The organism is Sphaerimonospora mesophila, from assembly GCF_001417795.1.
Classification (GTDB): Bacteria; Actinomycetota; Actinomycetes; order Streptosporangiales; family Streptosporangiaceae; genus Sphaerimonospora; species Sphaerimonospora mesophila.
Genome location: NZ_BCBX01000051.1, coordinates 1 through 22,624, shown reverse-complemented (window position 1 = coordinate 22,624; position 22,624 = coordinate 1). Strand labels below are relative to the sequence as shown.

The following is a 22,624-nucleotide window of genomic DNA, read 5'->3' as shown; positions in this document are numbered from 1 at the left end:
GCTCGGAACCCCACCTGAACCCACCTGAACCCCGCGCGGGCGGCGTCGCGGGACACGTCCGGAGCGGGGTCACCATCCTCTCAGGAGATGGCGGTGGCCGGGTGCGGACGTTCGCTCGGGAAGTTTGTGGAGAATTTTTGGGTTGTAAGCCTCTCGGAGGTGGTTCGGGTGACGCTCAGACGGCGTCGGATCAGCCGTGTCGCGACGATCAGCGTGCACACATCCCCGCTCGACCAGCCGGGTACGGGGGACGCGGGAGGGATGAACGTCTACATCGTCGAGGTGGCCAAACGCCTGGCGGCCCTCGGCATCGAGGTGGAGATCTTCACCCGGCGCACGGCACGCGATCTGCCGCCGGTGACCGAGATCGTCCCGGGCGTCCTGGTGCGCCACGTCACGGCCGGGCCGTACGAGGAACTGGACCGCGGCGACCTGCCCGGTCAGCTGTGCGGCTTCCTGTCCGGTGTGCTGCGCACCGAGGCGATGTACGACCCCGGCCGCTACGACGTCATCCACTCCCACTACTGGCTTTCCGGGCAGGTCGGCTGGCTCGCCAAGGAGCGCTGGGGAGTGCCGCTCGTGCACACGATGCACACGATGGCCAAGGTGAAGAACCTGCTGCTCGCCGAGGGCGACCGGCCGGAGCCGAAGATACGGGTGCTCGGCGAGGAGCAGGTCGTCGAGGTCGCCGACCGTCTCGTGGCCAACACCGAGGCGGAGGCAGGGGAGCTCATCGAGCTCTACGGCGCCGCCCGCGACCGGGTGGCGGTCGTGAACCCGGGCGTCAACCTCACCGTCTTCCGGCCGGGCTCGAAGAGCGCGGCGCGACACCGCCTCGGCCTGGCACAGGACGCGCACGTGCTGCTGTTCGTCGGCCGCATACAGCCGCTGAAGGCGCCGGACATCCTGCTCAAAGCAGCCGCGCGCATGCTCATCGAGAACCCGGAGCTGCGGTCGAAGCTGGTCGTGGCCTGCGTCGGCGGCCCCAGCGGCAACGGCCTGGCCCGTCCCTCGCTGCTCGCCGACCTCGCCGTCAGGCTGGGCATCCTCGATGTCGTACGGCTCGCGCCGCCGGCCCCGCAGGAGGAACTGGCCGACTGGTATCGGGCGGCCGACGTGACGGTGGTGCCCTCCCACAACGAGTCGTTCGGCCTCGTCGCGCTGGAGTCCCAGGCGTGCGGCACCCCGGTGGCCGCCGCGTCCGTGGGCGGGCTGCGCACGGCCGTCAAGGACGGCGTCTCCGGCGTGCTCGTCGACACCCACGACCCCGGCGACTGGGCCCGGGTGCTCGGCCGCCTCGTGCGGCACCCGTCGCTGCTCGACGAGCTGTCCGGCAACGCCGTACGACACGCGACGGCCTTCGGTTGGTCGGCCACGGCGGCGCGGCTGGTGGAGGTCTACGCGGGCGCGCTGGCCCAGCTCCACCGGATGCCCGTCGCGGTCAACTCGTAGGCTGGAGCCATGAGACCGGACCAGGATGGCCGCGACTCCCCGGACGCGGACCCCGAGAACGTCATCGAGGCCGCGCTGCGGTCGGCGGAGCTGTCCTACGAGCGGCCCAGGCCCGGGGCGTTCCTGGTCAAGCTGCCGGGCCAGCACAAGCTCGCCACGCTGACCTGGCTCGTCGTCGGCGACCAGGCGCTCAGCGTGGAGGCGTTCTTCTGCCGCCGGCCGGACGAGAACCACGCCGAGTTCTACCGGTGGTTGCTGCTCAAGAACGGGTCGATGTACGGCGTGCACTTCGCCGTCGACCCGATCGGAGACGTGCACCTGGTGGGCAGGCTGCCGCTCGGCGCGGTGACCGAGGAGGAGATCGACCGGATCCTCGGCTGTGTCCTGACCTACTCCGACGAGTCGTTCGACCGCGCGCTGGAGCTCGGCTTCGCCTCCTCGATCCGGCGGGAGTGGGAGTGGCGGGTCAAGCGGGGCGAGTCGCTGGCCAATCTCCGGCCCTTCGCCCGGGTGATCGACTCCTGACACCGTGAGCCGACGGGGTGAAAGTAGGATTGGCCGCATGGCGACTTTGGTGCTGCTGCGGCACGGCGAGAGCGAATGGAATCTCAAGGGTCTGTTCACCGGCTGGGTGGACGTCACACTCTCGCCGACCGGTGAGGAGGAGGCACGGCGGGGCGGGCGGCTCCTCGACGAGACGGGTATCCGCCCCGATGTGGTGCACACCTCGGTGCTCACCCGGGCGATCAAGACGGCGAACCTCGCCCTCGAGGCGGCCGACCTGCTGTGGCTGCCGGTACGCCGGTCCTGGCGGCTGAACGAGCGGCACTACGGCGCGCTGCAGGGCAAGGACAAGGCCCAGACCCGCGCCGAGTTCGGCGACGAGCAGTTCATGCTGTGGCGCCGGTCCTACGACGTCCCGCCGCCGCCGATCGCCGATGACGACGAATACTCCCAGTACGGCGACCGCCGGTACGGCACGCTGCCGCCGGAGCTGCTGCCCAGGACCGAGTGCCTGAAGGACGTCGTGGAGCGCATGCTGCCGTACTGGTACGACGAGATCGTGCCGGACCTCGCGGCCGGTCGTACGGTGCTCGTGGTGGCGCACGGCAACTCGCTGCGTGCGCTCGTCAAGCACCTGGAGGGCATCGGCGACGCGGAGATCGCGGGGCTGAACATCCCGACCGGCATCCCGCTGCGCTACGAACTGGACGCCGACTTCCGCCCTGTCGGCAAGGGCGAGTACCTCGACCCCGAGGCGGCCGCCGCCGCCATCGAGGCGGTCGCCAACCAGGGCAAGAAGTAACCGGCCGTGATCTTGCGAATTCTCGCAAGGATGGTCGATGACCTGCGCGAATTCCGTTCGTGATCTTGCAGAAACTCGCGTACGGCATGGCTGAGCTGCGGTTTCACCCTCCGTGATCTTGCACTGAAAGATCACGGAGGGTGTTCGGCCTGGTCGGCGGGCACGTCTGCGAGTTTTTGCAAGATCGCAAACTGTTGCTGCGCAGGTCGGCAGGTGTGTCTGCGAGTTTTTGCAAGATCACGGGAATGGGGCGGGTGGGGTGGCGGCGGTGTCCATGTCCCGGCCGCCGGTGACCAGATAGACCACGTCGCGGGCGACCCGTACGGCATGGTCGGCATAGCGCTCGTAGTAGCGGCCGGCCAGGGTGACGTCGATCGCGGTCTCGATGCCGTGGTCCCAGTCCTTGGCGAGCAGGACGCGGAACAGCCGCCGGTGCAGCCGGTCCATGTCGTCGTCGTCCTTCTCCAGTTCCCGCGCGAGCCGGATGTCTCGCGACACGACGCAGTCGGCGGCCTTGGTGATCAGGTTCTCCGCGATGGCGCCCATCTCGACGATCGTGCCGCGCAACCCCGGCGGGATCGCGGACTCGGGGTGGCGCATCCGCGCGATCTTGGCGATGTGCCCGGCGTGGTCGCCCATCCGCTCCAGGTCCGCCGCCATGCGCAGCGAGGTCACGACCGTGCGCAGGTCGACGGCGACGGGCTGCTGGGTGGCCATCAGCTCGTAGATCGAGGCCTCGATCTCGGCGTGCAGCAGATCGACCCGGTCGTCCTGGGCGATGACGGTCTCGGCCAGCCCCAGATCGGCGTCCAGGAGCGCCGTGGTGGCCTGTGACATGGCCGTACGGACCAGCCGGGTCATCTCCACCAGGCGGCCGGTGAGGGCTTCCAGCTCTTCGTGGTAGGCGTCGCGCATGCGATCAGCTAATCGGGTGCCCATGAACGAATATCGACCGTTGGGTGAACTTTGCCGGAAAGTCCTGGTCATACCCGGTACGGCAGGGCGAAGGGCCGGAATCGCCGCCTAGCATTCTTAACGTGAACGAGTTGCTGGCGAGCCTCGCGGCGATGGGCGGATTCGTCGCCGGCTCGGTCGTGATGCTCGCGATCCGCCGGCAGGCGAACACCGAGACGTCCGGAACGTCCGTACGGCCCGCCGACACGCTGCCGCCCGGCGTCGCGTCGGTCCTCGCCGTGCTGCCGTCCTCGGCCGTCGTCCTGGACCGGGAGGACCGCGTGCTGCGCGCGAGCTCGGCGGCACGGGCCTTCGGCCTGGTGCACGGAGACTCCCTCATGGCGGCCGAATTGCTCGCGCTGGCCAGGAAGGTGCGCAGGGACGGCGAGATCCGCGAGAGCGAGATCGAGACGGCCGGGCACAAGTTCGGGCAGGAGTCGACGACGTTCGCCGTACGGGTGGCCCCGCTGGGCGCGCACGGTCTGGTGCTCGTCCTCGCGGAGGACCAGACCGAGCGGCAGCGGGTCGAGGCCGTACGCCGGGACTTCGTGGCCAACGTGAGCCACGAGCTGAAGACCCCGGTCGGCGCGCTGAGCCTGCTCGCCGAGACCGTACAGGGCGCGGCGGATGAGCCCGAGGCCGTGAAGCGCTTCGCCGGCCGGATGCAGCACGAGGCGGCCCGCCTGACCTACCTCGTCCAAGACCTGATCACCCTCTCCCGGATCCAGGGCGGCGAGCCGATCCCGACTCCCGGACCGGTGCCGATCGACGAGGCCGTCCACGACGCCGTCGACCGATGCAACACCAAGGCATCGGCCAAGGACATCACGCTGGTGACGGGCGGCGCCGAGGATCTGGTGGCCTGGGGCGACGACGAGCTTCTGGTCACGGCCCTGCGCAACCTGATCGACAACGCCATCGCCTACAGCCCGGAGCACACCCGTGTGGTGGTGAGCGCGCGGACGGTGCGGGGCGCGATCGAGGTGAGCGTCAGCGACCAGGGCATCGGCATCCCGGAGTACGCCCAGGAGCGCATCTTCGAGAGGTTCTTCCGGGCCGACCCCGCCCGCTCCCGCGCCACCGGCGGGACCGGGCTCGGCCTCGCGATCGTCAAGCATGTGGCCGTCGCACACGGCGGCGAGGTCAGCGTGTGGAGCAAGGAGGGCTCCGGATCGACCTTCACCCTCCGCCTGCCCGCTTTCGAGGACGGTCAGGCGGCCGATTCAGCGAGTACGGCGACCACCCCTCGACGTACGATCACCCCCCTGGAGGCCGCCAAGTGACGCGGGTTCTCGTCGTGGAGGACGAGGAGTCGTTCTCCGATGCTCTGTCGTACATGCTCAGGAAGGAAGGGTTCGAGGTCGCCGTGGCGGCGACCGGCCCGGACGCGCTGGAGGTCTTCGACCGTGCCGGGGCCGACATCGTCCTGCTCGACCTGATGCTGCCGGGCCTGCCCGGGACGGAGGTGTGCCGGGCCCTGCGGCAGCGGTCGAACGTCCCGGTGATCATGCTGACCGCGAAGGACAGCGAGATCGACAAGGTGGTGGGCCTGGAGCTCGGTGCCGACGACTACGTCACCAAACCGTTCTCGTCCAGGGAACTGGTGGCCCGCATCCGCGCTGTGCTGCGGCGCCGCGGCGACATCGAGGAGCCGCAGTCGGCGGTGCTCGCCGCCGGGCCCGTCCGCATGGACGTGGACCGGCACGTCGTGGCCGTGCGCGGGCGGCAGGTGCAGCTTCCGCTCAAGGAGTTCGAACTGCTCGAGGTGCTGCTGCGCAACGTCGGACGTGTGCTGACCCGTGGCCAGCTCATCGACCGGGTCTGGGGCGCCGACTACGTTGGCGACACCAAGACACTGGACGTCCATGTGAAACGCCTGCGCGCGAAGGTCGAGGCGGACCCGGCCAATCCCCGCTGCATCCTCACCGTCCGCGGTCTCGGCTACAAGTTCGACCCGATAGAGGACTGACTCCCGGTCCCGGTCGCGGTACGGCCGTGCCGTACCGCGACCGGACGCCGGTCATCTCAGGTCTGCTCGTTGAGGTCCTGGTCCGGGGTCTCCGGCGTGGTGTCCGGGCTCGGCGACCCGGACGGCGCCGGGGACTCGGCCGGCATCGGCGTCTCGGACGGCGAGGCGGACGGCTGAGGGGCCGGCGGGAGCGAGGCGAACTCGCGGCTCCTGGTGATCACCGGCACGTCGAGCGCGATGGCCCCGGCGTTCTTGAACTGCAGGGTGAGCTGCAGGGTCTCGCCGCCGCGCAGTGGCTGCGTGAGCCCCTCGACGGTGACGCCGGGCGTCTTGACCAGCGTGCCCGGCTGCACCTCGATCGGGTTGGGAACGTTGACGCGGACGGCCTGCTGCTCGTTCGCCGTGATCGAGGTGAGGGAGTCCGGGTTCTTGTTGTGGCTGACGAGCGTGAGGTAGACCGGCGCGGAGCCTCCGGCGGCGATCTGCTGACCCGAGTCCGGGCCGAGGACGAACGCCTGGCTGATCATGACGCCGTTCTTGCCGTAGCTCATGCCCGAGCCGGTGTTCTCGATGAGTACGCCCGCTTCGGTGGGCGAGTAGGGCATGTTGGTGTTGGCGTCGAAACCGGCGCCACACGCGGCCAGTGCAGGGATGGCGGCGAGGAGCGCGGCAACGGCGATCACCCTGCGGCGGCTGCTGCTGGTCACGGTTCGAGGTCTCCTTGGTACGGGCGTGTATGGGGCAGCAATCACCTTATCCGCGCCGCTGACCGGTTCGACGGCGGCTCCCGGGGCGGCGGAAACCCGCACCAGCGCAGGTCACCCCGTATGTCGGAAATGCCCATTCATAGAGTCGACGGCTTGTCAAGTCCTAAAACGAGGCTTTGACCTGCAGTTATGTTCCTTTCACTGTTCCGGGAGGCGGTAGCCGCGTGGTATCCTGGAGTACAGCGGAAGGGGTACTCGTCACATGACTTTCCAGGTCGGCGACACTGTCGTCTACCCCCACCATGGGGCTGCTCGGATCGAGGCCATCACGACCCGAACCATCAAGGGTGAGGAAAAGACCTATTTGGTGCTGAAGGTCGACAAGGGCGACCTTACCGTACAGGTGCCAGCGGAAAATGCCGAGCTCGTCGGTGTGCGCGACGTCGTCGGCCAAGAAGGACTCGAGCGCGTTTTCGACGTGCTGCGCATGCCGCACACGGAGGAGCCCACCAACTGGTCTCGCCGCTATAAGGCCAACCTCGAGAAGCTCGCGTCGGGCGACGTCAACAAGGTGGCCGAGGTCGTCCGCGACCTGTGGCGTCGGGACAAGGAGCGTGGCCTGTCCGCCGGCGAGAAGCGGATGCTGGCCAAGGCGCGGCAGATCCTCGTCAGTGAGCTCGCCCTCGCGGAGAAGACCAACGAGGACAAGGCGGAGGCCCTGCTCGACGAGGTGCTGAACTCCTGAACATGACATCGCCAAGGGTGGGCGTCGGAGTCGACGTCCACCCTTTCGCATCAGGTAGGGAGCTCCACCTCGCGGGGCTGCACTGGCCCGGGGAGACCGGGCTCGCCGGGCACTCGGACGGCGACGCCGCGGCCCACGCGTGCTGCGACGCGCTGCTGTCGGCGGCGGGGCTCGGAGACCTCGGCGGGCTGTTCGGCACCGCCGACCCGCGCTGGGCGGGCGCGTCCGGTGTCGCCCTGCTCGAGGAGACCGTACGACAGGTGCGGGCGGCCGGTTTCGAGATCGGCAACGTGGCGGTCCAGATCATCGGAAACCGCCCCAAGCTGGCCCCGCGCCGTGCGGAGGCGGAGAAGGCGCTGGGGGCCGCGGCCGGCGCGCCGGTGAGCGTCAGCGCCACCACCACCGACGGTCTCGGTCTCACCGGCCGGGGCGAGGGCATCGCGGCGATCGCGACCGCCATCGTCCTCAAGTGAGCCGGTCGGCCTCCGTGTGGTGGGTGAAGGCGATGCGTGAGAGGCCCGGATAGCCCGGGAGAGCGCATGGGACGGGCGTGGTGAACCGGTCGTGGAAACGAGCCACGCCTCTCTTTTTCGTTTGCTGGACGCATGTTTTCCGGAGATGGGGTATCCCTCCCTTCGAGAGTGAAAGGGTCACCCTCAAGGGGAGGTCGATATGACAATCGGTACGATTTTCGGCGCCATCATCATCGGTGCGATCATCGGTGCTCTCGGGCGTCTCTTCCTACCGGGCCGGCAGCCGATCGGCTGGATTCTGACGATCGTGGTCGGCATCGTCGCCGCGCTGATCGGAACCGCTCTCGCCCAGGTCATGGGTGTGTCGACCACGCCAGGCATCGACTGGATCGAGCTGGTCATGCAGGTGGTGCTGGCGGTCATCGGCGTCTCGATCGTGGCCGGAATCCGCGGCCGTTCCCGCGCCTAGGGAGTGTCCGGCAGATGCCGCCCGGCGCGAGCGCGGGTCCAGGTGGAAGCCTCACCCGGAGGATCCCATAGCGGAGCCTACGGGTGACGGCGCCGGGGCCCGGCGGAGATTCCGAGAATGCGAGGAGTTTCCGCGGGGTGGCGGATGCGCCGTCTGGGCCGCGCGCAGCAGGGCACGGTTTGCCGGACACGGTTTGTCGGGCACGGTTTAGCTTTCCCCGGCTTCAGGGGCGTACAGGGTGGCCCGCGGTCGCGGGCGTGGCCCGCAAGGCAGGTGTGCGCACCGCAGGCGCCTCCGTCGAGTGCGATGGGCGTGGTCCATCGTGGCGGCGGAGTCGGTCGGCGCGGTGACATGCACATGCGGAGGCCCGCCTGGTCGTTTCGGCGACCGGGCGGGCCTCCGCATGTCCGGAGGAGGTACGGGAGCCGCCGCGGCGTGATCCCGTCGGCGGCCCTGTTTCCGTTTCGGAGCTTCGCTACTTCGGCGGAAGCGGGGTGCTGCGCATGCGTCCGGACGGCGGCGCCAGCGGCACGTCGCCGCGCTCCCCGTCGTCTGTCTCGCCGTTCTCGGTCGCGGCCCCGTCGTGGGCGTCGTCGTCGGCGGATCGCTCCTCCGGGTCGGCGGCCTCCCTGTCACGAGCGGGGTCGGGGACGCCGGTGATGTGCCGGAGCGGTTGCGTGTCGACCCCGGACTCGTCCACCTGCGCGTCCGGGGCGGACATGTGATCGGGCACCGGGGCCGCCAGCGGACCGGACGCGGGTGTGTCCTCCGACGTCGGCTCCGTGGCGGCGGCCTCGGCAGCCGCGGGGGTGTGCACGGGCCCGGACCCGGTGGGGGTCTCGCCGGTGTCCCGGCGTCTGGGATGGACGAGCACGTCACCGGCGTGGGGACGGACCAGGTCACCCCAGCGGAGGGGGCGGTCGCGCGGTGCTTCCGCAGCTTGAGCGGGCTCCGGTCGCGGCGGAAGGGCTGCGACCGACGGCGGCTCGGCCGTAGGCGCCTCCGGGGCCGGAACCTCGGTCTCGGTCTCCCCGGAGTCCGTGCCCTCGGTCTCGGGGGTCCGGATGTCGTCGTGGGCCTCGGCCGGGTCACCGGTGTCCGGGGCCGGGTCGGCAGCGACGTGGGGAGTCAGGTCCGTCTCGCCGTGGTCGGCGGGAGTGGGCGGCGTGGTCGGCGCGGTTGCCGTGGCGGCCGGGCCCGCGGAAGCGGGTCGGGGCTCGGTGGCGGAAGGAGCCGGACCGGGCCGGGCGGCGCTGCGTTCGCGGTCGAACGGCAGGAAATCCTCGGCGTGCCCGTCCTCGGCGGCGTCCTCGTCCTCGTCGTCGTCTCCGTCGTCGTCATCGTCGAGGTCGGCCCGGTTCGTCCGCGCGTGCTTGAGCAGGAGCAGCAGGAGCCAGAGCCCGAGGACGAGCATCACCCAGGGGAACAGCGCCACGACGATGGCGGCCGGCCTCGGTTCGAGGGTCGTGCCGGCGGCGGTGGCCACGGCCGTCGCCGTGGCGGTCGCCAGCAGGAGGATCAGGATGAAGCCGGCCTGCAGCCGGACCAGGAGTCGTACACCGCGCAGCAGCGGAACGCACACCAGCGCGACGATCAGCAGGATGTCGAACGCCGCCGGATACAGATAGGCGAGCTGTGGATCCGCGTTTCCGGCGAGGGCCAGTTGGCGCAGATCCTCGAAAGAAAGCGCGCAGGCCGCCCCGGCCAGCAGGGCGAGGGCGAGAGCCGCGAGGCCGATGGCCGTACGGCGCAGCGCGAGCGGGGCGTCGACGGATCGGGACGGACGGGACGCGGAACGTGCGGCGGCGCGGTTTCCCGCGGCCGCGGTGCGGCGTTCCGAGGTGCTGGCGACACCGTGCCCTCGGGAGTCGGCGCCACGGTGTCCTTGAGCGGGGGGAGTCGCGTTCATGGCTTTTCGAGCCTACAGAATCGGCCAGGCGGGTAGATCGTGCAGCAGCGTGCACCTTCACCGGCGAGTCGCGGAGGTCGCCCGCGGGGCGGCCGAGGTTCGCCGGCGGGCCGTACGGGGGGCCGGCGCGACCGGATGCGGCGTGAATCGCCACCGCTCTGGAATCATCTGCGGTGGACGAGCGTTGGGCGCTCGTTGTACGGATGTTCTTCAAACGGACAGGGAGGATCTCGATGCTGCCGGACAGTGCGCGTGATCTCTTCGACGGGGTGAACTTCGCCACCGTCGCAAGCCTCAACTCGGACGGAAGCCCTCAGGCGTCGGTGGTCTGGGTCAAGACCGATGGCGACGACATCCTGTTCTCGACGGTGAAGGGCCGACGCAAGCACCGGAACATCGTCCGCGACCCCCGGGTGTCGATCGTGGTGATCGACGCGGCCAACCCCTATCGGTACGCCGAGGTCCGCGGCACGGCCACGCTCGCCGACGACAAGACGGGGGAACTGATCCAGGAGCTCTCCCACAAGTACACGGGTCAGGACTGGGTGGAGGCCGATCCGGACAGCGAGCGCGTCATTGTCCGTATCACTCCCAACAAGACCTTCTCCCGCTGAGTCGGTTTTCACGCGATTAACGGGACTTACGGGGCACAAGTGCTTGCCGTACGGTAGGAAATGCCTCCACGAGGCGCTCACGAGGGCGTAAGTAGGGCTTGCGCCGTAGCGTCAGGCGTTAGCCTTGCGTGTGTGAGCCTGCACCTCTACGACACCAGCACACGTGCTGTCCGCGAATTCGTTCCGGTCGAGCCCGGCCGGGTCTCGATGTACCTGTGTGGTGCGACCGTCCAGGCTCCGCCGCACATCGGCCACATCCGGTCCGGGGTCAACTTCGACGTGCTCCGCAGATGGCTGATGCGGCAGGGCTATGACGTGACGTTCTGCCGCAACGTCACCGATCTCGACGACAAGATCATCCGAGTGGCCGCCGGGGAAGGCGTGCCGTGGTTCGTCGTCGCGGAACGCAACCAGCGCGCCTTCACCTGGGCCTACGACCAGCTCGGCTGCCTGCCGCCCACGGTCGAGCCGCGCGCCATGGGTCACGTCCCCGAGATGGTCGAGCTGATGCGGCGGCTCATCGACAAGGGCCACGCGTACGCCGCGGGCGGCGACGTCTACTTCGACGTCGTCTCGTACGCCGAGCGGTACGGCAAGCTCTCCAACCAGAGGCTGGAAAACATGCGGGCGGCGGGCGACACCGACACCGACTCGCTCAAGCGCGACCCGCGTGACTTCGCCCTGTGGAAGGGCGCCAAGCCCGGCGAGCCGACATGGCCGACGCCGTGGGGGCGCGGCCGCCCCGGCTGGCATCTGGAATGCTCGGCGATGGCCACGAAGTATCTCGGCGAGACCTTCGACATCCACGGCGGCGGCGTCGACCTGATCTTCCCGCACCATGAGAACGAGATCGCCCAGTCGCAGGCGGCGGGTGACGGCTTCGCGCGCTACTGGCTGCACAACGGCCTGCTCAAGCTCGGCGGCGAGAAGATGAGCAAGTCGCTCGGCAACTCCCTGCTGATCCCCGAGATGCTCCGCAAGGTCCGTCCGGTCGAGCTGCGCTACTACCTCGTCGCGGCCCACTACCGGTCGGAGATCGACTACTCGGAGGAGGCGCTCCAGGAGGCCGCGGCGGGCTACCGGCGCATCGAGGGGTTCGTCACGCGGGCGGCCGAGGTGATCCACGACGTGGACGCCGACGCCCCGCTGCCGCAGGCGTTCATGGACGCCATGGACGACGACCTCAACGTCTCCCAGGCGCTGGCCGTGATCCACGAGGTCGTCCGCGAGGGCAACGTGGCGCTGGCCCAGGGCAACAAGGAGCAGGTCGCCCGGTTGCTCGCCGAGACGCAGAACATGCTCGACGTGCTCGGCCTCGACCCCAGGTCGGAGCAGTGGCGTTCGGGCGGCGACTCGGGCTTGCGCGAGGTGGTCGACGCGCTGATCGCGGTCGCGCTGGAGCAGCGCCAGGCCGCCCGCGAGCGCAAGGACTACGCGGCTGCCGACGCGATCCGTGAGCAGCTCGCCGCGGCCGGCGTCGTGGTCGAGGACACCCCTCAGGGCCCTCGTTGGGAGCTGTCGCGGTAGCCACGGCTTGCCGCTTCGCCGTCGCTTCTGACAAAGCTTCCCGGCGTGGGCCGTACGCTAGAGACCATGGCTGGACGGGCTTCGAGGAAGCCGACTAAAAAGCAGAGCACGCCCAAGGGGTCGGGCGGGAAGATCCGCGGTTCCCTGGAGGGCCGAGGCGCGACCCCGCCCGCTCACATGCGGCACTGGTACAAGGACAAGGCCCGCGCGCAGCGGCTTGAGCGCGAGACCGCCGGGCGGGCGTCCGGCGAGCGTACGGCTCGCACGCCGACTCGGCAGCGTCGGGACGACGCGCCGGAGATCATCGGTGGGCGCAACCCCGTCCTCGAGGCGCTGCGCGCCGAGATCCCGGCGAGTGCGCTCTACATCGCGCAGCGGATCGACAACGACGACCGGGTCCGGGAGTCGATCAAGATCGCTGCTGATCGCGGCATCGCGTTGCTGGAGGTCACCCGCGACAAGCTCGACCGGCTGACGGAAAGCACCGTCCATCAGGGCATCGGCCTGCAGATCCCGCCCTACGAGTACGCCCACCCGGAGCAGCTCGTCGAACGGGCGCAGGACGCCGCCGAGGTGCCGCTCATCGTGGCTCTTGACGGGGTGACCGACCCCCGCAACCTGGGCGCCATAGCCCGTTCGGCGACCGCGTTCGGCGCGCACGGGCTCGTCGTCCCGTCCCGCCGCTCGGCCGGCGTCACGGCGGGCGCATGGAAGACCTCGGCAGGCACGCTCGCCACCCTCCCGGTCGCTCGTGCCTCGAACCTCACCCAGACGCTCACCGCGTACCGCGAGGCCGGCCTGTTCGTGATCGGCCTCGACGGGACCGCGTCCGTGGACGTCGCCGACGCCGAGTTGGCCAGCGAGCCGCTCGTCGTGGTCGTCGGCTCCGAGGGCAAGGGCCTGTCCCGGCTGGTGCGGCAATCGTGTGACCTGGTCGTACGGATCCCCATGAACGCCGCGGCCGAGTCGCTCAACGCGGGCGTCGCCGCCGGGATCGCCCTCTACGAGGTCGCCCGACGCCGTCGCCGGTGATTCCACCGTGACGATAGGGCCTCCGGCCCACTAAACTCGTCTCGGTAGGCCGCCTTAGCTCAATCGGCAGAGCATCTGTCTTGTAAACAGAAGGTCTGGGGTTCGATTCCCCAAGGCGGCTCTCGTATGCAAGGCCCCTGACCAGCCGTTCCCTGGTCGGGGGCCTTGTGCTTTCGCGGGTCATCCGGTCTCTTCCGTGTCGTTGGGAGCCACCCTGGGAGCCACCCGCTTCCGTTTCCCCAGCAGAGCGCCGGTAATGGCCTCCGTCGCCGCCCGCCGGTCGCCCTCCATGAGATGGCCGTAGACATCCTTGGTGATCGCGACGCTGGCATGCCCAAGGACTTCGGAGACCACGTGCAACGGTGTCCCTTGGGCGAGCATGAGCGAGGCGCCGGAGTGGCGGAGCTCATGCGGGTGCCAGTGGCCCAGGCCCGCGTTCTTGGTGAGCCTCGAGAAGACGTGAGAGAAGTTGTCGGGGTCGGACGGACGGCCCGAGGCGGTAGGGAAGATCAGGCCATGTTCCAGCCATGTATCGCCGGCCTTGAGCCGTGCGGCGTTGTGTCTCGCCCGGTGGGCCTTGAGCGCGTCGACGAGTTCGGAGGTCAGCGCGAGCGTCCGGCGTGACTTCGGGGTCTTGACCTCGCTTATTACGATCTTCGTCTTGGTCTCCGCGTTCGTGTCGCGGTTCTTGAGTCGCTTCACCGAATGCGTCACCCTGAGCGTCTTCGCCTCCGGGTCGAATGAGTCCCACATCAGGCCCAGGGCTTCCCCCCGGCGTAGGCCGAAGACGAGCGAGAGGAGCACCACCAGGCCCAAGCGGTGTTCCGCGACCGTGTCAAGGAGCATGTGCGCCTGGTCGACCGTGAGGGTTCGGCCCTCTGCCTGACGGATGCGCGGGGGAAGGGAGAGCGCCGCGACGTTCCGCACGATCAGACCCTCTCGCTCCGCCTGGCTGAGCGCCTTCCGGAGCACCGCCCGCATGTTCCGGATGCTGTTGCCCTTGTAGCCCTGCTCCCGCTTGGTCTGCCAGAGGATGTCGACGTGGGCGACGGTGAGGCCGGTCAACTTGTGTCGGCCGAGGCCCGGCTCGAGGTGCAGGCGGACCGTGTCCTCGTAGTCATCCAACGTCGAGTCGGAGATGTGGCCCGGCAGAGTGGCCAACCACCGGTCGAGGAACGCCCCGACCGTGATTTTGTCGTCGGGCACCGGAAGGCCCTTGTCCAGACCCTCGCGGATCTTGCGGATCTTCTCGACGACCTCGGCCCGGGTCTTGCCTGAAACCTTTTTCCGGATTCGCTTGCCGTCTGGCCCGTACCCGAGCGAGATGGCCCCGCGCCACCGGTCGCCGTCCTTGTAGATGGAATCCTCGTTCTGGCCGCGCTTTCTGGTCACGCCGCCTGCTCCTGTTCCAGTCGGGCGACGAACTCGGTGAGAGCCGCCGCGGGGATCCTGCGAAGACCGTCGATGCGGACGGAGCGCAGCGCGCCGCATCGCATCAGGGCGTAGACCTTGGTCCGTCCGATGCCGAGGAGTTTCGCGGCCTCTTCGGGCCGGACGAGCAGGGGAGAGAGATCATCTTTCATGCCGCCTCCTCTCTGACTGCCGAAAAATCTTGTCCCTCTGCTTCGGTTCTCAGCCGGTACATGTGGTCGCGCCAGCGCTGGCGTTCGTGGACCGAGCGCAACAGCCGTACGCCGATGGGGGCCAGGTCGGGATCGGTCGGCATGACCGGCCGCCAGAGGTAGCGGTGCGGGTCAGATGATTGATCGGGCAGGCCGAGGGCTTCCAGGACCCAGGTACGGCGGTCCTGCTTGTGCTCGGTCAAGGTCTTGTTCGACCACTTCCGCGAGACCAGGACGCGCCGGCCCGCGTAGCCGAGGTGTTCGGGCTTGTGCGCCTTGCCCTTGCACCGGCCCGGGGCCATCCCCGCCTTGGCGCCCTTGGGCTGGATGCCGTACCGCAGCCAGTTCGGGCACGTCGGCGAACACGGCTCGAACCGCAGCGCGTCAAGCATCCGCTCGGCGTGCAGGCGTTGAGCGGGGTTGTCGGTATCGAGGCCGTCGCCGATGCTCTTGGTGAGGTACTTGGCCAGGTAGCGGATGCACTGATCGGCATCCGGAGACCCCGCAAGGACGCCTTGGACGTCGAGCTGTTCGCCGAAGCGGAGCACATGCAGGGGTTCGGCGTCCTCGTCGGCGTCGAGGTCGTCGAGGGCCTGATCCCAGGTCGGCAGGACCTCACCGGTTGCCGGGTCGAGGTAGCCGACACCATCGGCCCACACCGGCAGGTGGTCACCGTCGAAGCGGACGGTGTCGACGGGTGGCCACCACACTTGGTGGTAGGTCGCCGCGACGATCTGCCGCAGCTCTGCCCGGGGCAGGGTGCCGCGTACGGCCATGTGGAGGTGCGGCGCGAGCCGCTTCTGAGGCTCGACCGTGGCGAAGTACTGCACGTCATAGCCCGCCACCCGGCGGAGGTTCTGAACGAAGCGGTCCACCAGTTTGGAGAAGTGCAGCGCATCCCGGGCCGCCCGCGCATAATCGTAGGTCGCCGGATCGACGGGCACGCCGTCGCGGACCTTGCCGTACGAGGGCAGGGTCAGTGTGAGGAACATCGACGGGCGGAAGGTCTTGCCGTCCTTCGTGGTGAAGGTCCGCCCGAGTGTGGTGGCGCTCATCTGCCGCTTGGGCAGGTCCGGGGCATCCTGCCGCCGTCTGGTCGACCGGGACCGCTTGCCCGAGGTCCGGCCCAGCACGTTGCCACGCATGCCCGCGGCGTTGATCTCCTCGTCCAGGTCGGCGAGCGCGGCGTCCAGGTCGGTGGTGTCATCGCCGGCCTCTTCCGCTTCGTCGCGCCAGACCTGGGCGTCGGCCCGCAACTCGACGAGGTGACGCTGATAGTTGTCGGCCTCGTCGGGGGTGTTGACCGGCTCGGTCTCCAGGTGCCAGCCCTCCCGACACTGCGCCATCCGAAGTTGCCGATTGCGCTTGGCGCACGGCGGGCACTTGCTCTCCAGCGTCGCACCGCACGGCACATCGACGATCTCGGTTGCGCCGGTCATCACGTCGAGGCGCTTGAGCGGGACCGGGCGGATGCACACGCCGTACTGTTTGGCGATCTCTTCGACGACGTCCCGGGCGAGCGGCATTGCCATCCGCACCGCCCGAGGCGTCGACCGGTCGTTCGGGTGGGTCACCAGCCACCCCCACACGAGTCGATCAGGTCAAGGGCGTCGAAGGTGTCGAGGCTGTCGACGGCCCCGAGTGGGCCGAGGACGCCGCGGTCGTCGGCCGAGTCGACGGTGTCGAGGAGGTCGGGCAGGCCGGGGCCATCGACCAGGACGCGGGACTTGTGCCCGCATTCGGCGCACTCGACGATGCCGCGCAGGGCGTCCAGCCAGAGCGTGTCGAGGGTGCCGCAGCCGGGGCAGTGCAGGCCGTCGAGGATGTGAGCGAGACAGGTCATGGTCAGGCCGCCTCGCTTCCGTACTCGTAGCCCTCGGCGGTGTCGCAGTAGCCGTGCCCGGTGTCCGTGCTCGCGGAGCCGTTCCCGATGTCCGTGCTGTCCGTGCTGGCGTGGCCGTAGCGCTGGACCATGTCGCGGATGTCGGCGTCGGAGACGTACGCGGCCCGCACCCGCACCGGATCGGGTGAGGTCTCCAGGCGGAGATAGCCGACCCCGGCCCCGCGCTCAGGAACGGGTGAGATGTGGTCGGCCAGCGCGCCCCGGTCCCGTGCGCCGTCGCCGAGGACCATGTCCACCTGTTCCGATTCGTCGAGCCGTAGGGCGATCTTGTCGGGGAACAGGTTGCGGATGTTCATGACCTCCTTGCGTGGGTCCTGAAGCGCCGCCATCACCCCGACGCCGACCGCCCGCCCTTGGGTGGTCAGCGTGGCCAGGGCCGCCATGATGCGCTGGCGAAGGTGCTTGTCCGGTTGGTAGGCGGTCAGGAACGCCACCTCATCGACGATCACGAGGATGAACGGGTCATCCACGGTCGGAGTGTGGGAACGCTGAAGGCCGGCGAAGCGGTCGGCCCGCTCCTGCATCACCGAGACCGCTTCGTCGAGCAGGTCGGCGCACGCCGCCGGATCGGCCGCGTACCGGTCACCGAAGAGCGAGCGCCCGAAGGACAGCTCCATCCGCTTCGGATCGAGCGCCCAGACCTGGACGAGGCCCGCGCGGATCGCGGGGAGCACACCGCGGATGGTGCTCCACAGGTAGGAGCCCTTCCCTGCCCCGGTCGCGCCCGCGATCAGGACGTGGGTGCCGTGGACCTTCAGCCGCAGCGGTCGCCCGTCTTCGCACCGGCCGATCTCGACCGGCCCCACCTCTGGATCGTCGGGAACGGGGACGGCGGGCAGTGGCACGGCCAGAGGGTCACGGCGGGGGAAGGTCAGCACCAGACGGCCCGCCCGAGCGACCGCGACCCGGCAGGAGGGGGCACCGAACCCGTGGGCCAGGTGCTCGGCGCGGTCGGCCCAGTCCTTGACCGCCTGCCCGGCCAGCATCTTCACGCTGACGCGGTCGGCCCACTCGTCGCAGGTGACTCGGCGGAGGTGGGGCAGGTAGTCCCGCCCGCGCAGGTACCGGCCGAGGCCCGAAACCGTCATGACGGGCTGCCAGTGCCGCCGGTATACGAAGATGCGCCGCCACCAGGCAAGCAGCCGCCAGCCGATCAGGCGCAGGAAGGAGTCCCGTTCCAGCAGGAACCACGACAGGCCCATCGCCGGGACGAAGGCGGCCACGGTCAACGCCATGGTCCGGCCGTAGAAGATCCAGACCACCCCGAGGCCGACCGGCAGGGCGACCGCGACGGGGTGCCGGACGACGAGGCGGACCAGGCCCGCGATCAGGCGGAACAGCCAGATCACCAGCGTGACGATCGCGGGGGTCTTGACGACGGCCGGACGGAACACCACCGCCGTGTCCGGGGTCGTGGAGACGAGGTTGCGTGCCTCGTCTCCGGGCAGTTTCTTGAACATTAGACTCAGGTCCTCTTCTGATGTGGAAGTCGGGAGAGAGGTCAAGGGGCCGCCGGAAGTTGCCGCTTCCAGCGGCCCCGTCTTCGTGTCAGGCCGCCGTACCGGTCGCCTGCGCGCGCCGGTCGGACCGGCCGGAGAGGTCGGGCGTGGCGAGCTGATCGGCGTGAAGGCGCTCGCAGTCGGCCAGGTAGCGCGCGGCGGCGGTGAAGATCTGCCGGGCGATCTCCAGGTCGGTGGAGGTGACCGCGCCGGCCCCGGTGGTCGAGATCGACACATCGGCGGTCTTGCTGCTGACGTCGAGGTAGGGCCGCCCGGAGTCCAGGACACCGGCCGACACCCGCAGGCCGGGCGTGTAGAACGACACCCCGACGCGCGGCGCTTCGTCCGAGTCGATCGACACCGTGACGTAGGTGTAGGGGTCCCGGCTCACGCAGCGGCCTCCTTACCCGCCGAGCCGGTGGTCTTGGCCGACTGTGGGCGCGGTGCCCGCATCACTCGCGCGGAGATCGAGTAGGCCAGGCGGCCGGTGGCCTGCTGCACGTACGGCTTGACTTCCAAGCCGTCGAACTCCACCGGCGCGATCGGTAGCCCCGGCAGCGACGGCGGGACGTCCGGCGCGTCCTCGGCGAGGATCTTCACGGTCACCGTCTTCTGCGCCGCCTTCAGCGAGGGGTCGGCGTCCATCACCGGCACCTGCCACACCGGCAAGCCGGTGACCTTGTCCTTGGCTTGGGTGTCCCGCTTGGCGTCGAAGTCTTTGGCGGCCTGCACCTCGCCCACGACGTAGCAGCCGTGCGGGAACAGCAGCGCGAAACTGATCGGAATGGGTCCCTGAAGAGCCATGACGAATCTCCTTCCTTCCAGGACGAGAGGCTATCCGCTCATCCACTTGTCCGACTGAGTTGATGGTAGACCTTCCCCACTCGTCCGCACAAGTAACCAAGCGGAATTCGAGCGGGGAAAGGCCGTCAGCTCACTGGGTACACGTCTTCCAGCTCATGCAGCTCACCCGGCAGGGCCAGGCTCAAGGCCAGGAGCACCGAACCGGCGGCATCATGCACGGTGGCCAGCACCCCGAGCACAGGAGCAGTCGAACCGAGGAGGTTGGCCTCCTCCTGGGTCGGCTTGCGGGCGGCCAGGCGTTCGGTGACGTGATCGAACCGCAGACGCTTGACCGCCTGGAGATGCTGACGCACCCCGTACCGCAGCGGATCAGGCTTGTCCAGGTCGGTACCGAGCGCGATCTCCAACGGGAACCAGAAGGTCTCCACCGCCGAAGTCCGCTCCCCCTGCTTGGCCAGGCGCATGCGGGCGATCACGGGGGTCCGCTCGTCGACGCCGAGCAGGTGGGCGATGTGACGGGGCGCCGGTACCCGTTCCACGCTCACGATGGACTCGGCGGTCTCAGCGTGTTCGGCTGCGCTCAGGCCGGGCCGTACCCGATCCGCAGGAGCCTCGGGCCGGCCTTTGACGAAGGAACCGCGGCCGTGCTCGCGTTCGATCCAGCCTTGCATCGCAAGGGTCTGCAACGCCCGGACCACGGTGGTACGGCCCACGCCGAACTCGCGGACGAGCTGCGTCTCTGAGGGCAACATGGTGCCGGGGGCGTACTCGCCGTCTCGTATTCGTTGCTGGATCGCCGTCATCACCTGGGCGTACTTCGGAGGGGCGAAGTCCATGCTCATACCAAACCGCCCAATCACTTTTCCACTTGTCTGCACAAGTACAGTAGCGGCTGAGGCGGAGCCTGTCAGCAGGTCAGCGGCTTGCAGGGGTGGGGGTTATCGCACGTGGCCGGACAGCAAGGCCGCCCACACCTGCTGCGCCTCGGCCAGCTTCCAGGCGTGCGTCTGGGCGACATCCGGCCCGGCCGGGTCGCCGCTCATCCGGCGGATGAAGGCCATGCCCCCGCCCGAGCACAGCTCGTACCAGGTCTCGCGGTGCTCGCCGCAGGTCCAGGCCAGTACGCGGAACCGGGCGAACCGCTGGGAGGCATGCCACGCCAACGGCTTGGCGTCATCTTTCAGGGGCGGCAGGTGCGGCGCCAGGCACGCGTCCAGGTCGTCGATCTGGCCAGGGATGGGGCTGATGCTCTTGTCGGGGGTTTGGGTGGTCACTGGGCCGTCCTTTCGAACCGGACCTGTCCGGCCGCATCCAGGGTCGCCCGGAAGATCACCTTTCGGGACCAGTCGTCGGGGACGGTGCCGAAGTCGTAGACGCGGTGGATGATGTGCCCCCACGCCTGGGCCTCCGGAGCGGTACGGCGCAGCGCCAGCCGCAGGGCGTCCATCGAGGCGGCCTGCTGGTTGCTGGTCCCGCACGCTCCGAGCTGCTCGACGCCGCCGATCGTTTGGAAGACCTCCCACTCGAACATCTCGGCCGGCAACTGGCCGCCGTCGCAGTACAGGCAGTCCTCACGGGAGGAGGTGGCCAGCCCGAGCACGGTGGCCGCGACCTGCCCGCGCCGGGTGACGATCTTCCAGCCGCGCCCGTCGCACGCGGTGCACTTAACTGGTGCTGTCATGCCGCAGAGAATGCACCGGAGGTAACTCCCTGGCCTATTCCCTTGGGATATATCACCGGGGTATATAGAGTTCCCAGCAACAGCCGACATGCGCCACCAACCGGGGGAAACGACCGGAGGCCGGAATGCACGGGAACGCTTTCGAACCGATCCAGATCCCCGCATGGGTATGGGACCGTGACGAAAGCCGCGAAACCCTAAAAAACCGTGACATGGCCGGGCTGTTCAACCTCGCGGTCAAGTACGCCGGGGCCAGCCAGATCCGCATCAGCGCGGCAACCGGCATCGCCCAGGGCCGCGTCAGCCAGCTCATACGCGGCCAGAGGCAAATTACTGACCTTGAGGTGTTCGAGCGCGTCGCTACCGGTCTGGGCCTGCCCGACCACGCCCGCATGTTGCTCGGCCTGGCCCCACTCGACATCACCTCACCGAACGGCAACAGCGACGACGAGCACCAGGAGCAGACCCGGGAACTGGTCGCACGGATCGAGGCGGCCGCCGCGATCGACCCCGCAATGGTGATGATCCTCACCACCGACACCAACAATTTGCGCCTGTTGGATCGCCGACTCGGCAGCGTCGCCATCGCTGAGAAAATGCGCGCCCAAATATCCCAAATACGGCGCGCCCATCACCACGCCGTACGGCCCGGCATACGCGCGCAATTGGCGCACGTGCTGTCCGAAACCGCCGCCCTGGCCGGATGGCAGGCCATCGACACCTGCGCCCTGAACGACGCATGGGACCACCACGAGAGCGCCATAGCCGCTGGCCACGAAGCCGACGATGCCGCGGTCCTCGCCTACGCGCGAGGGCAGCAGGCATACGTGCTGGTCGATCTCGGGCGTCCGGCCGAGGCCGCCGAGGTCATCTGTCACGTCCGTGCCACCTACGACCGCCGCGTCCCCGGCCACCTGAGAACCTGGTTGGCAGCGGCGGAAGCCGAAGCCGCCGCCATCCTGGGCGACGAGATGGCCTGCCGTACTGCCCTGGACCAGGCCGCCGCCCTCCTCCCAGGGGATGAGGCTGACGCGAGCCTGCCCTACCTCGCGTTGAATGCCCACCACCTGGCCCGCTGGCGTGGAAACTGCCTGGTTCACTTCGGCGACCCCGAGACCGTCGAGGATCTGCGCTCAGCGCTCGCGGGCATGGACGGCACCTTCAACCGCGCCGAGGCCGGGCTACGGTGCGACCTCGCCCACGCTCTCCTCGCGATGGGCGAGGCCGACGCTGCTCAGCCGCACCTGTACCGGGCCGAACATCTGGCCACCATGACCGGCTCACGCCGCCAGGGCCGGCGAGTCCACGAACTACGGCAAGCCCTTACCCGCGCGACCCGTTAAGCCGTTCCCGCGCGTACAGCAACCCGACCAGCACCCCGGAGTTCCACACATCCCCACGGGCGATCATGTCCGGGATCTCCTTCATCGGGATCCACTCGATGAGATCCGCCTCAACCTCCCCCGTCGGCTGCCCGACCAGTTCGGCCCCGCGGGCAAGGAACACCAGGTGCTCGGAGTCGACCATGCCGACCATCGGCTGAAACGTGATCAGGTACTCGATCTCCCGGACCCGATAGCCGGTCTCCTCCTCCACCTCCCGAGCAGCCGTGTCCTTGGGGTCTTCGCCGACCTCCACCAGGCCTCCGGGCAACTCCCAGCCCCACCGGTCGAACAGGAACCGATGCCGCCACATCATCAGCACCCGGTTCTCATCGTCGACCACGACCGTCATGGCCGCCCGCCCCAGATGCACCGCGTGATGCTCGAACCGCTCACCATCCGGGATCTCGACATCGACCAGGCCCAGCCGGATCCACTCGTTGTCATAGATCAGCCGCTCACCGTGCACGATCCAGCGCGTCTGCTCGTCGTTGGTAGCCACACAGCGAAACTACAACCCCGAGCCGCCGCCGTACATGTGAAAGATCGATTCGGGCTCTTCGGGTGACTAACCTA

26 protein-coding genes and 1 tRNA gene are annotated in these 22,624 nt (G+C 69.0%); 13 read left to right on the top strand and 14 right to left on the bottom strand.

What is annotated here, in order from left to right; all coding sequences use genetic code 11:
• The first annotated feature begins 168 nt into the window (after positions 1-168).
• The 3 genes from mshA to AP234_RS29875 are packed head-to-tail and all read left to right on the top strand — an operon-like array spanning position 169 to position 2,758.
• Positions 169-1,452: a D-inositol-3-phosphate glycosyltransferase gene (gene mshA, locus AP234_RS29885; protein WP_235558458.1), complete on the top strand. Its 1,284-nt coding sequence runs from the start codon at positions 169-171 to the stop codon at positions 1,450-1,452.
• Positions 1,453-1,461: 9 nt separating this feature from the next.
• The gene (locus tag AP234_RS29880) at positions 1,462-1,977 is read left to right on the top strand and encodes a YbjN domain-containing protein (protein WP_055483098.1); all 516 of its coding nucleotides are present in this window, start codon (positions 1,462-1,464) and stop codon (positions 1,975-1,977) included.
• 37 nt (positions 1,978-2,014) lie between these two features.
• Entirely contained in the window at positions 2,015-2,758 is a 744-nt protein-coding gene (locus AP234_RS29875; RefSeq protein WP_055483097.1) for a phosphoglyceromutase, read from the top strand.
• A gap of 237 nt (positions 2,759-2,995) precedes the next feature.
• Here the strand turns inward: AP234_RS29875 and phoU are convergent, their stop codons facing one another.
• Entirely contained in the window at positions 2,996-3,673 is a 678-nt protein-coding gene (gene phoU, locus AP234_RS29870) for a phosphate signaling complex protein PhoU (protein ID WP_055483096.1), read from the bottom strand.
• Between the two features lie 152 nt (positions 3,674-3,825).
• Here phoU and AP234_RS29865 point away from each other — a divergent pair, with 152 nt between their 5' ends.
• Together AP234_RS29865 and AP234_RS29860 are read left to right on the top strand one after the other, a co-directional pair.
• Positions 3,826-4,995 carry an ATP-binding protein gene (locus AP234_RS29865; RefSeq protein WP_083502573.1) on the top strand — a complete coding sequence of 390 codons (1,170 nt, stop codon included), beginning with the start codon at positions 3,826-3,828 and terminating at the stop codon, positions 4,993-4,995.
• Entirely contained in the window at positions 4,992-5,681 is a 690-nt protein-coding gene (locus AP234_RS29860; RefSeq protein ID WP_055483095.1) for a response regulator, read from the top strand. Before AP234_RS29865 ends, AP234_RS29860 begins: the two co-directional genes overlap by 4 nt.
• Positions 5,682-5,737: 56 nt before the next feature.
• Here AP234_RS29860 and AP234_RS29855 read toward each other — a convergent pair whose 3' ends face one another.
• Entirely contained in the window at positions 5,738-6,388 is a 651-nt protein-coding gene (locus AP234_RS29855) for a hypothetical protein (protein WP_063843136.1), read from the bottom strand.
• Between the two features lie 262 nt (positions 6,389-6,650).
• Between AP234_RS29855 and AP234_RS29850 the strand changes: the two genes are divergently transcribed.
• The 3 genes from AP234_RS29850 (at position 6,651) to AP234_RS29840 (ending at position 8,075) form a co-directional block, all read left to right on the top strand.
• Positions 6,651-7,133: a CarD family transcriptional regulator gene (locus AP234_RS29850; protein WP_030510364.1), complete on the top strand. Its 483-nt coding sequence runs from the start codon at positions 6,651-6,653 to the stop codon at positions 7,131-7,133.
• A 2-nt stretch (positions 7,134-7,135) separates the two neighbouring features.
• Entirely contained in the window at positions 7,136-7,606 is a 471-nt protein-coding gene (gene ispF, locus AP234_RS29845) for a 2-C-methyl-D-erythritol 2,4-cyclodiphosphate synthase (RefSeq protein WP_200926780.1), read from the top strand.
• 199 nt (positions 7,607-7,805) lie between these two features.
• A complete protein-coding gene (locus AP234_RS29840) occupies positions 7,806-8,075 on the top strand; it encodes a GlsB/YeaQ/YmgE family stress response membrane protein (RefSeq protein WP_055483093.1) in 270 nt (89 codons plus the stop codon).
• Positions 8,076-8,550: 475 nt separating this feature from the next.
• Here the strand turns inward: AP234_RS29840 and AP234_RS29835 are convergent, their stop codons facing one another.
• Entirely contained in the window at positions 8,551-9,984 is a 1,434-nt protein-coding gene (locus AP234_RS29835) for a DUF2637 domain-containing protein (RefSeq protein ID WP_055483092.1), read from the bottom strand.
• Between the two features lie 233 nt (positions 9,985-10,217).
• Here AP234_RS29835 and AP234_RS29830 point away from each other — a divergent pair, with 233 nt between their 5' ends.
• From AP234_RS29830 to AP234_RS29815, 4 genes are all read left to right on the top strand, one after another.
• Positions 10,218-10,598 carry a PPOX class F420-dependent oxidoreductase gene (locus tag AP234_RS29830; RefSeq protein WP_055483155.1) on the top strand — a complete coding sequence of 127 codons (381 nt, stop codon included), beginning with the start codon at positions 10,218-10,220 and terminating at the stop codon, positions 10,596-10,598.
• A 132-nt stretch (positions 10,599-10,730) separates the two neighbouring features.
• Complete coding sequence (gene cysS, locus AP234_RS29825) at positions 10,731-12,125, top strand: cysteine--tRNA ligase (RefSeq protein WP_055483091.1); 1,395 nt, start codon at positions 10,731-10,733, stop codon at positions 12,123-12,125.
• Positions 12,126-12,191: 66 nt separating this feature from the next.
• A complete protein-coding gene (gene rlmB, locus AP234_RS29820; protein ID WP_055483090.1) occupies positions 12,192-13,157 on the top strand; it encodes a 23S rRNA (guanosine(2251)-2'-O)-methyltransferase RlmB in 966 nt (321 codons plus the stop codon).
• A gap of 48 nt (positions 13,158-13,205) precedes the next feature.
• Positions 13,206-13,278, top strand: a tRNA-Thr gene (locus AP234_RS29815).
• 59 nt (positions 13,279-13,337) lie between these two features.
• Here AP234_RS29815 and AP234_RS29810 read toward each other — a convergent pair.
• From AP234_RS29810 to AP234_RS29765, 10 genes are all read right to left on the bottom strand, one after another.
• A complete protein-coding gene (locus AP234_RS29810) occupies positions 13,338-14,549 on the bottom strand; it encodes a tyrosine-type recombinase/integrase (protein WP_055483089.1) in 1,212 nt (403 codons plus the stop codon).
• Positions 14,546-14,740, bottom strand: a complete 195-nt coding sequence (locus AP234_RS29805) for a helix-turn-helix domain-containing protein (protein ID WP_055483088.1) — start codon at positions 14,738-14,740, stop codon at positions 14,546-14,548. The genes AP234_RS29810 and AP234_RS29805 overlap by 4 nt, the downstream gene beginning before the upstream one ends.
• The gene (locus AP234_RS29800) at positions 14,737-16,353 is read right to left on the bottom strand and encodes a replication initiator (RefSeq protein ID WP_063843139.1); all 1,617 of its coding nucleotides are present in this window, start codon (positions 16,351-16,353) and stop codon (positions 14,737-14,739) included. Before AP234_RS29800 ends, AP234_RS29805 begins: the two co-directional genes overlap by 4 nt.
• Positions 16,350-16,622 carry a hypothetical protein gene (locus AP234_RS37460; RefSeq protein ID WP_055483087.1) on the bottom strand — a complete coding sequence of 91 codons (273 nt, stop codon included), beginning with the start codon at positions 16,620-16,622 and terminating at the stop codon, positions 16,350-16,352. Before AP234_RS37460 ends, AP234_RS29800 begins: the two co-directional genes overlap by 4 nt.
• A 2-nt stretch (positions 16,623-16,624) precedes the next feature.
• Positions 16,625-18,142 (bottom strand): FtsK/SpoIIIE domain-containing protein, encoded by a 1,518-nt coding sequence (locus tag AP234_RS29790; RefSeq protein WP_083502566.1) that lies wholly within the window; start codon positions 18,140-18,142, stop codon positions 16,625-16,627.
• An 88-nt stretch (positions 18,143-18,230) separates the two neighbouring features.
• The gene (locus AP234_RS29785; protein WP_055483086.1) at positions 18,231-18,572 is read right to left on the bottom strand and encodes a hypothetical protein; all 342 of its coding nucleotides are present in this window, start codon (positions 18,570-18,572) and stop codon (positions 18,231-18,233) included.
• Complete coding sequence (locus AP234_RS29780; RefSeq protein WP_055483085.1) at positions 18,569-18,985, bottom strand: hypothetical protein; 417 nt, start codon at positions 18,983-18,985, stop codon at positions 18,569-18,571. The genes AP234_RS29785 and AP234_RS29780 overlap by 4 nt, the downstream gene beginning before the upstream one ends.
• A gap of 125 nt (positions 18,986-19,110) precedes the next feature.
• Positions 19,111-19,827, bottom strand: coding sequence for a GntR family transcriptional regulator (locus tag AP234_RS29775; RefSeq protein ID WP_055483084.1), 717 nt, complete (start codon positions 19,825-19,827; stop codon positions 19,111-19,113).
• Positions 19,828-19,923: 96 nt separating this feature from the next.
• Positions 19,924-20,259: a hypothetical protein gene (locus AP234_RS29770; RefSeq protein ID WP_235558457.1), complete on the bottom strand. Its 336-nt coding sequence runs from the start codon at positions 20,257-20,259 to the stop codon at positions 19,924-19,926.
• Complete coding sequence (locus AP234_RS29765) at positions 20,256-20,666, bottom strand: hypothetical protein (RefSeq protein ID WP_235558456.1); 411 nt, start codon at positions 20,664-20,666, stop codon at positions 20,256-20,258. The genes AP234_RS29770 and AP234_RS29765 overlap by 4 nt, the downstream gene beginning before the upstream one ends.
• A 125-nt stretch (positions 20,667-20,791) precedes the next feature.
• Between AP234_RS29765 and AP234_RS29760 the strand changes: the two genes are divergently transcribed.
• Positions 20,792-22,009, top strand: coding sequence for a hypothetical protein (locus AP234_RS29760; protein ID WP_055483083.1), 1,218 nt, complete (start codon positions 20,792-20,794; stop codon positions 22,007-22,009).
• Here the strand turns inward: AP234_RS29760 and AP234_RS29755 are convergent.
• Positions 21,990-22,550: an NUDIX hydrolase gene (locus tag AP234_RS29755; protein WP_055483082.1), complete on the bottom strand. Its 561-nt coding sequence runs from the start codon at positions 22,548-22,550 to the stop codon at positions 21,990-21,992. The genes AP234_RS29760 and AP234_RS29755 overlap by 20 nt on opposite strands.
• Positions 22,551-22,624 lie beyond the last annotated feature (74 nt).

Coding starts and splice junctions, on each gene's coding strand:
- AP234_RS29850 (WP_030510364.1), top strand. CDS start 6,651: ATGACTTTCCAGGTCGGCGACACTGTCGTCTACCCCCACCATGGGGCT.
- AP234_RS29830 (WP_055483155.1), top strand. CDS start 10,218: ATGCTGCCGGACAGTGCGCGTGATCTCTTCGACGGGGTGAACTTCGCC.
- phoU (WP_055483096.1), bottom strand. CDS start 3,673: ATGCGCGACGCCTACCACGAAGAGCTGGAAGCCCTCACCGGCCGCCTG.
- ispF (WP_200926780.1), top strand. CDS start 7,136: ATGACATCGCCAAGGGTGGGCGTCGGAGTCGACGTCCACCCTTTCGCA.
- AP234_RS29760 (WP_055483083.1), top strand. CDS start 20,792: ATGCACGGGAACGCTTTCGAACCGATCCAGATCCCCGCATGGGTATGG.
- AP234_RS37460 (WP_055483087.1), bottom strand. CDS start 16,622: ATGACCTGTCTCGCTCACATCCTCGACGGCCTGCACTGCCCCGGCTGC.
- AP234_RS29880 (WP_055483098.1), top strand. CDS start 1,462: ATGAGACCGGACCAGGATGGCCGCGACTCCCCGGACGCGGACCCCGAG.
- AP234_RS29840 (WP_055483093.1), top strand. CDS start 7,806: ATGACAATCGGTACGATTTTCGGCGCCATCATCATCGGTGCGATCATC.
- AP234_RS29875 (WP_055483097.1), top strand. CDS start 2,015: ATGGCGACTTTGGTGCTGCTGCGGCACGGCGAGAGCGAATGGAATCTC.
- AP234_RS29835 (WP_055483092.1), bottom strand. CDS start 9,984: ATGAACGCGACTCCCCCCGCTCAAGGACACCGTGGCGCCGACTCCCGA.
- AP234_RS29775 (WP_055483084.1), bottom strand. CDS start 19,827: ATGAGCATGGACTTCGCCCCTCCGAAGTACGCCCAGGTGATGACGGCG.
- AP234_RS29805 (WP_055483088.1), bottom strand. CDS start 14,740: ATGAAAGATGATCTCTCTCCCCTGCTCGTCCGGCCCGAAGAGGCCGCG.
- AP234_RS29790 (WP_083502566.1), bottom strand. CDS start 18,142: ATGTTCAAGAAACTGCCCGGAGACGAGGCACGCAACCTCGTCTCCACG.
- AP234_RS29865 (WP_083502573.1), top strand. CDS start 3,826: ATGGGCGGATTCGTCGCCGGCTCGGTCGTGATGCTCGCGATCCGCCGG.
- rlmB (WP_055483090.1), top strand. CDS start 12,192: ATGGCTGGACGGGCTTCGAGGAAGCCGACTAAAAAGCAGAGCACGCCC.
- AP234_RS29780 (WP_055483085.1), bottom strand. CDS start 18,985: ATGGCTCTTCAGGGACCCATTCCGATCAGTTTCGCGCTGCTGTTCCCG.
- AP234_RS29765 (WP_235558456.1), bottom strand. CDS start 20,666: ATGACAGCACCAGTTAAGTGCACCGCGTGCGACGGGCGCGGCTGGAAG.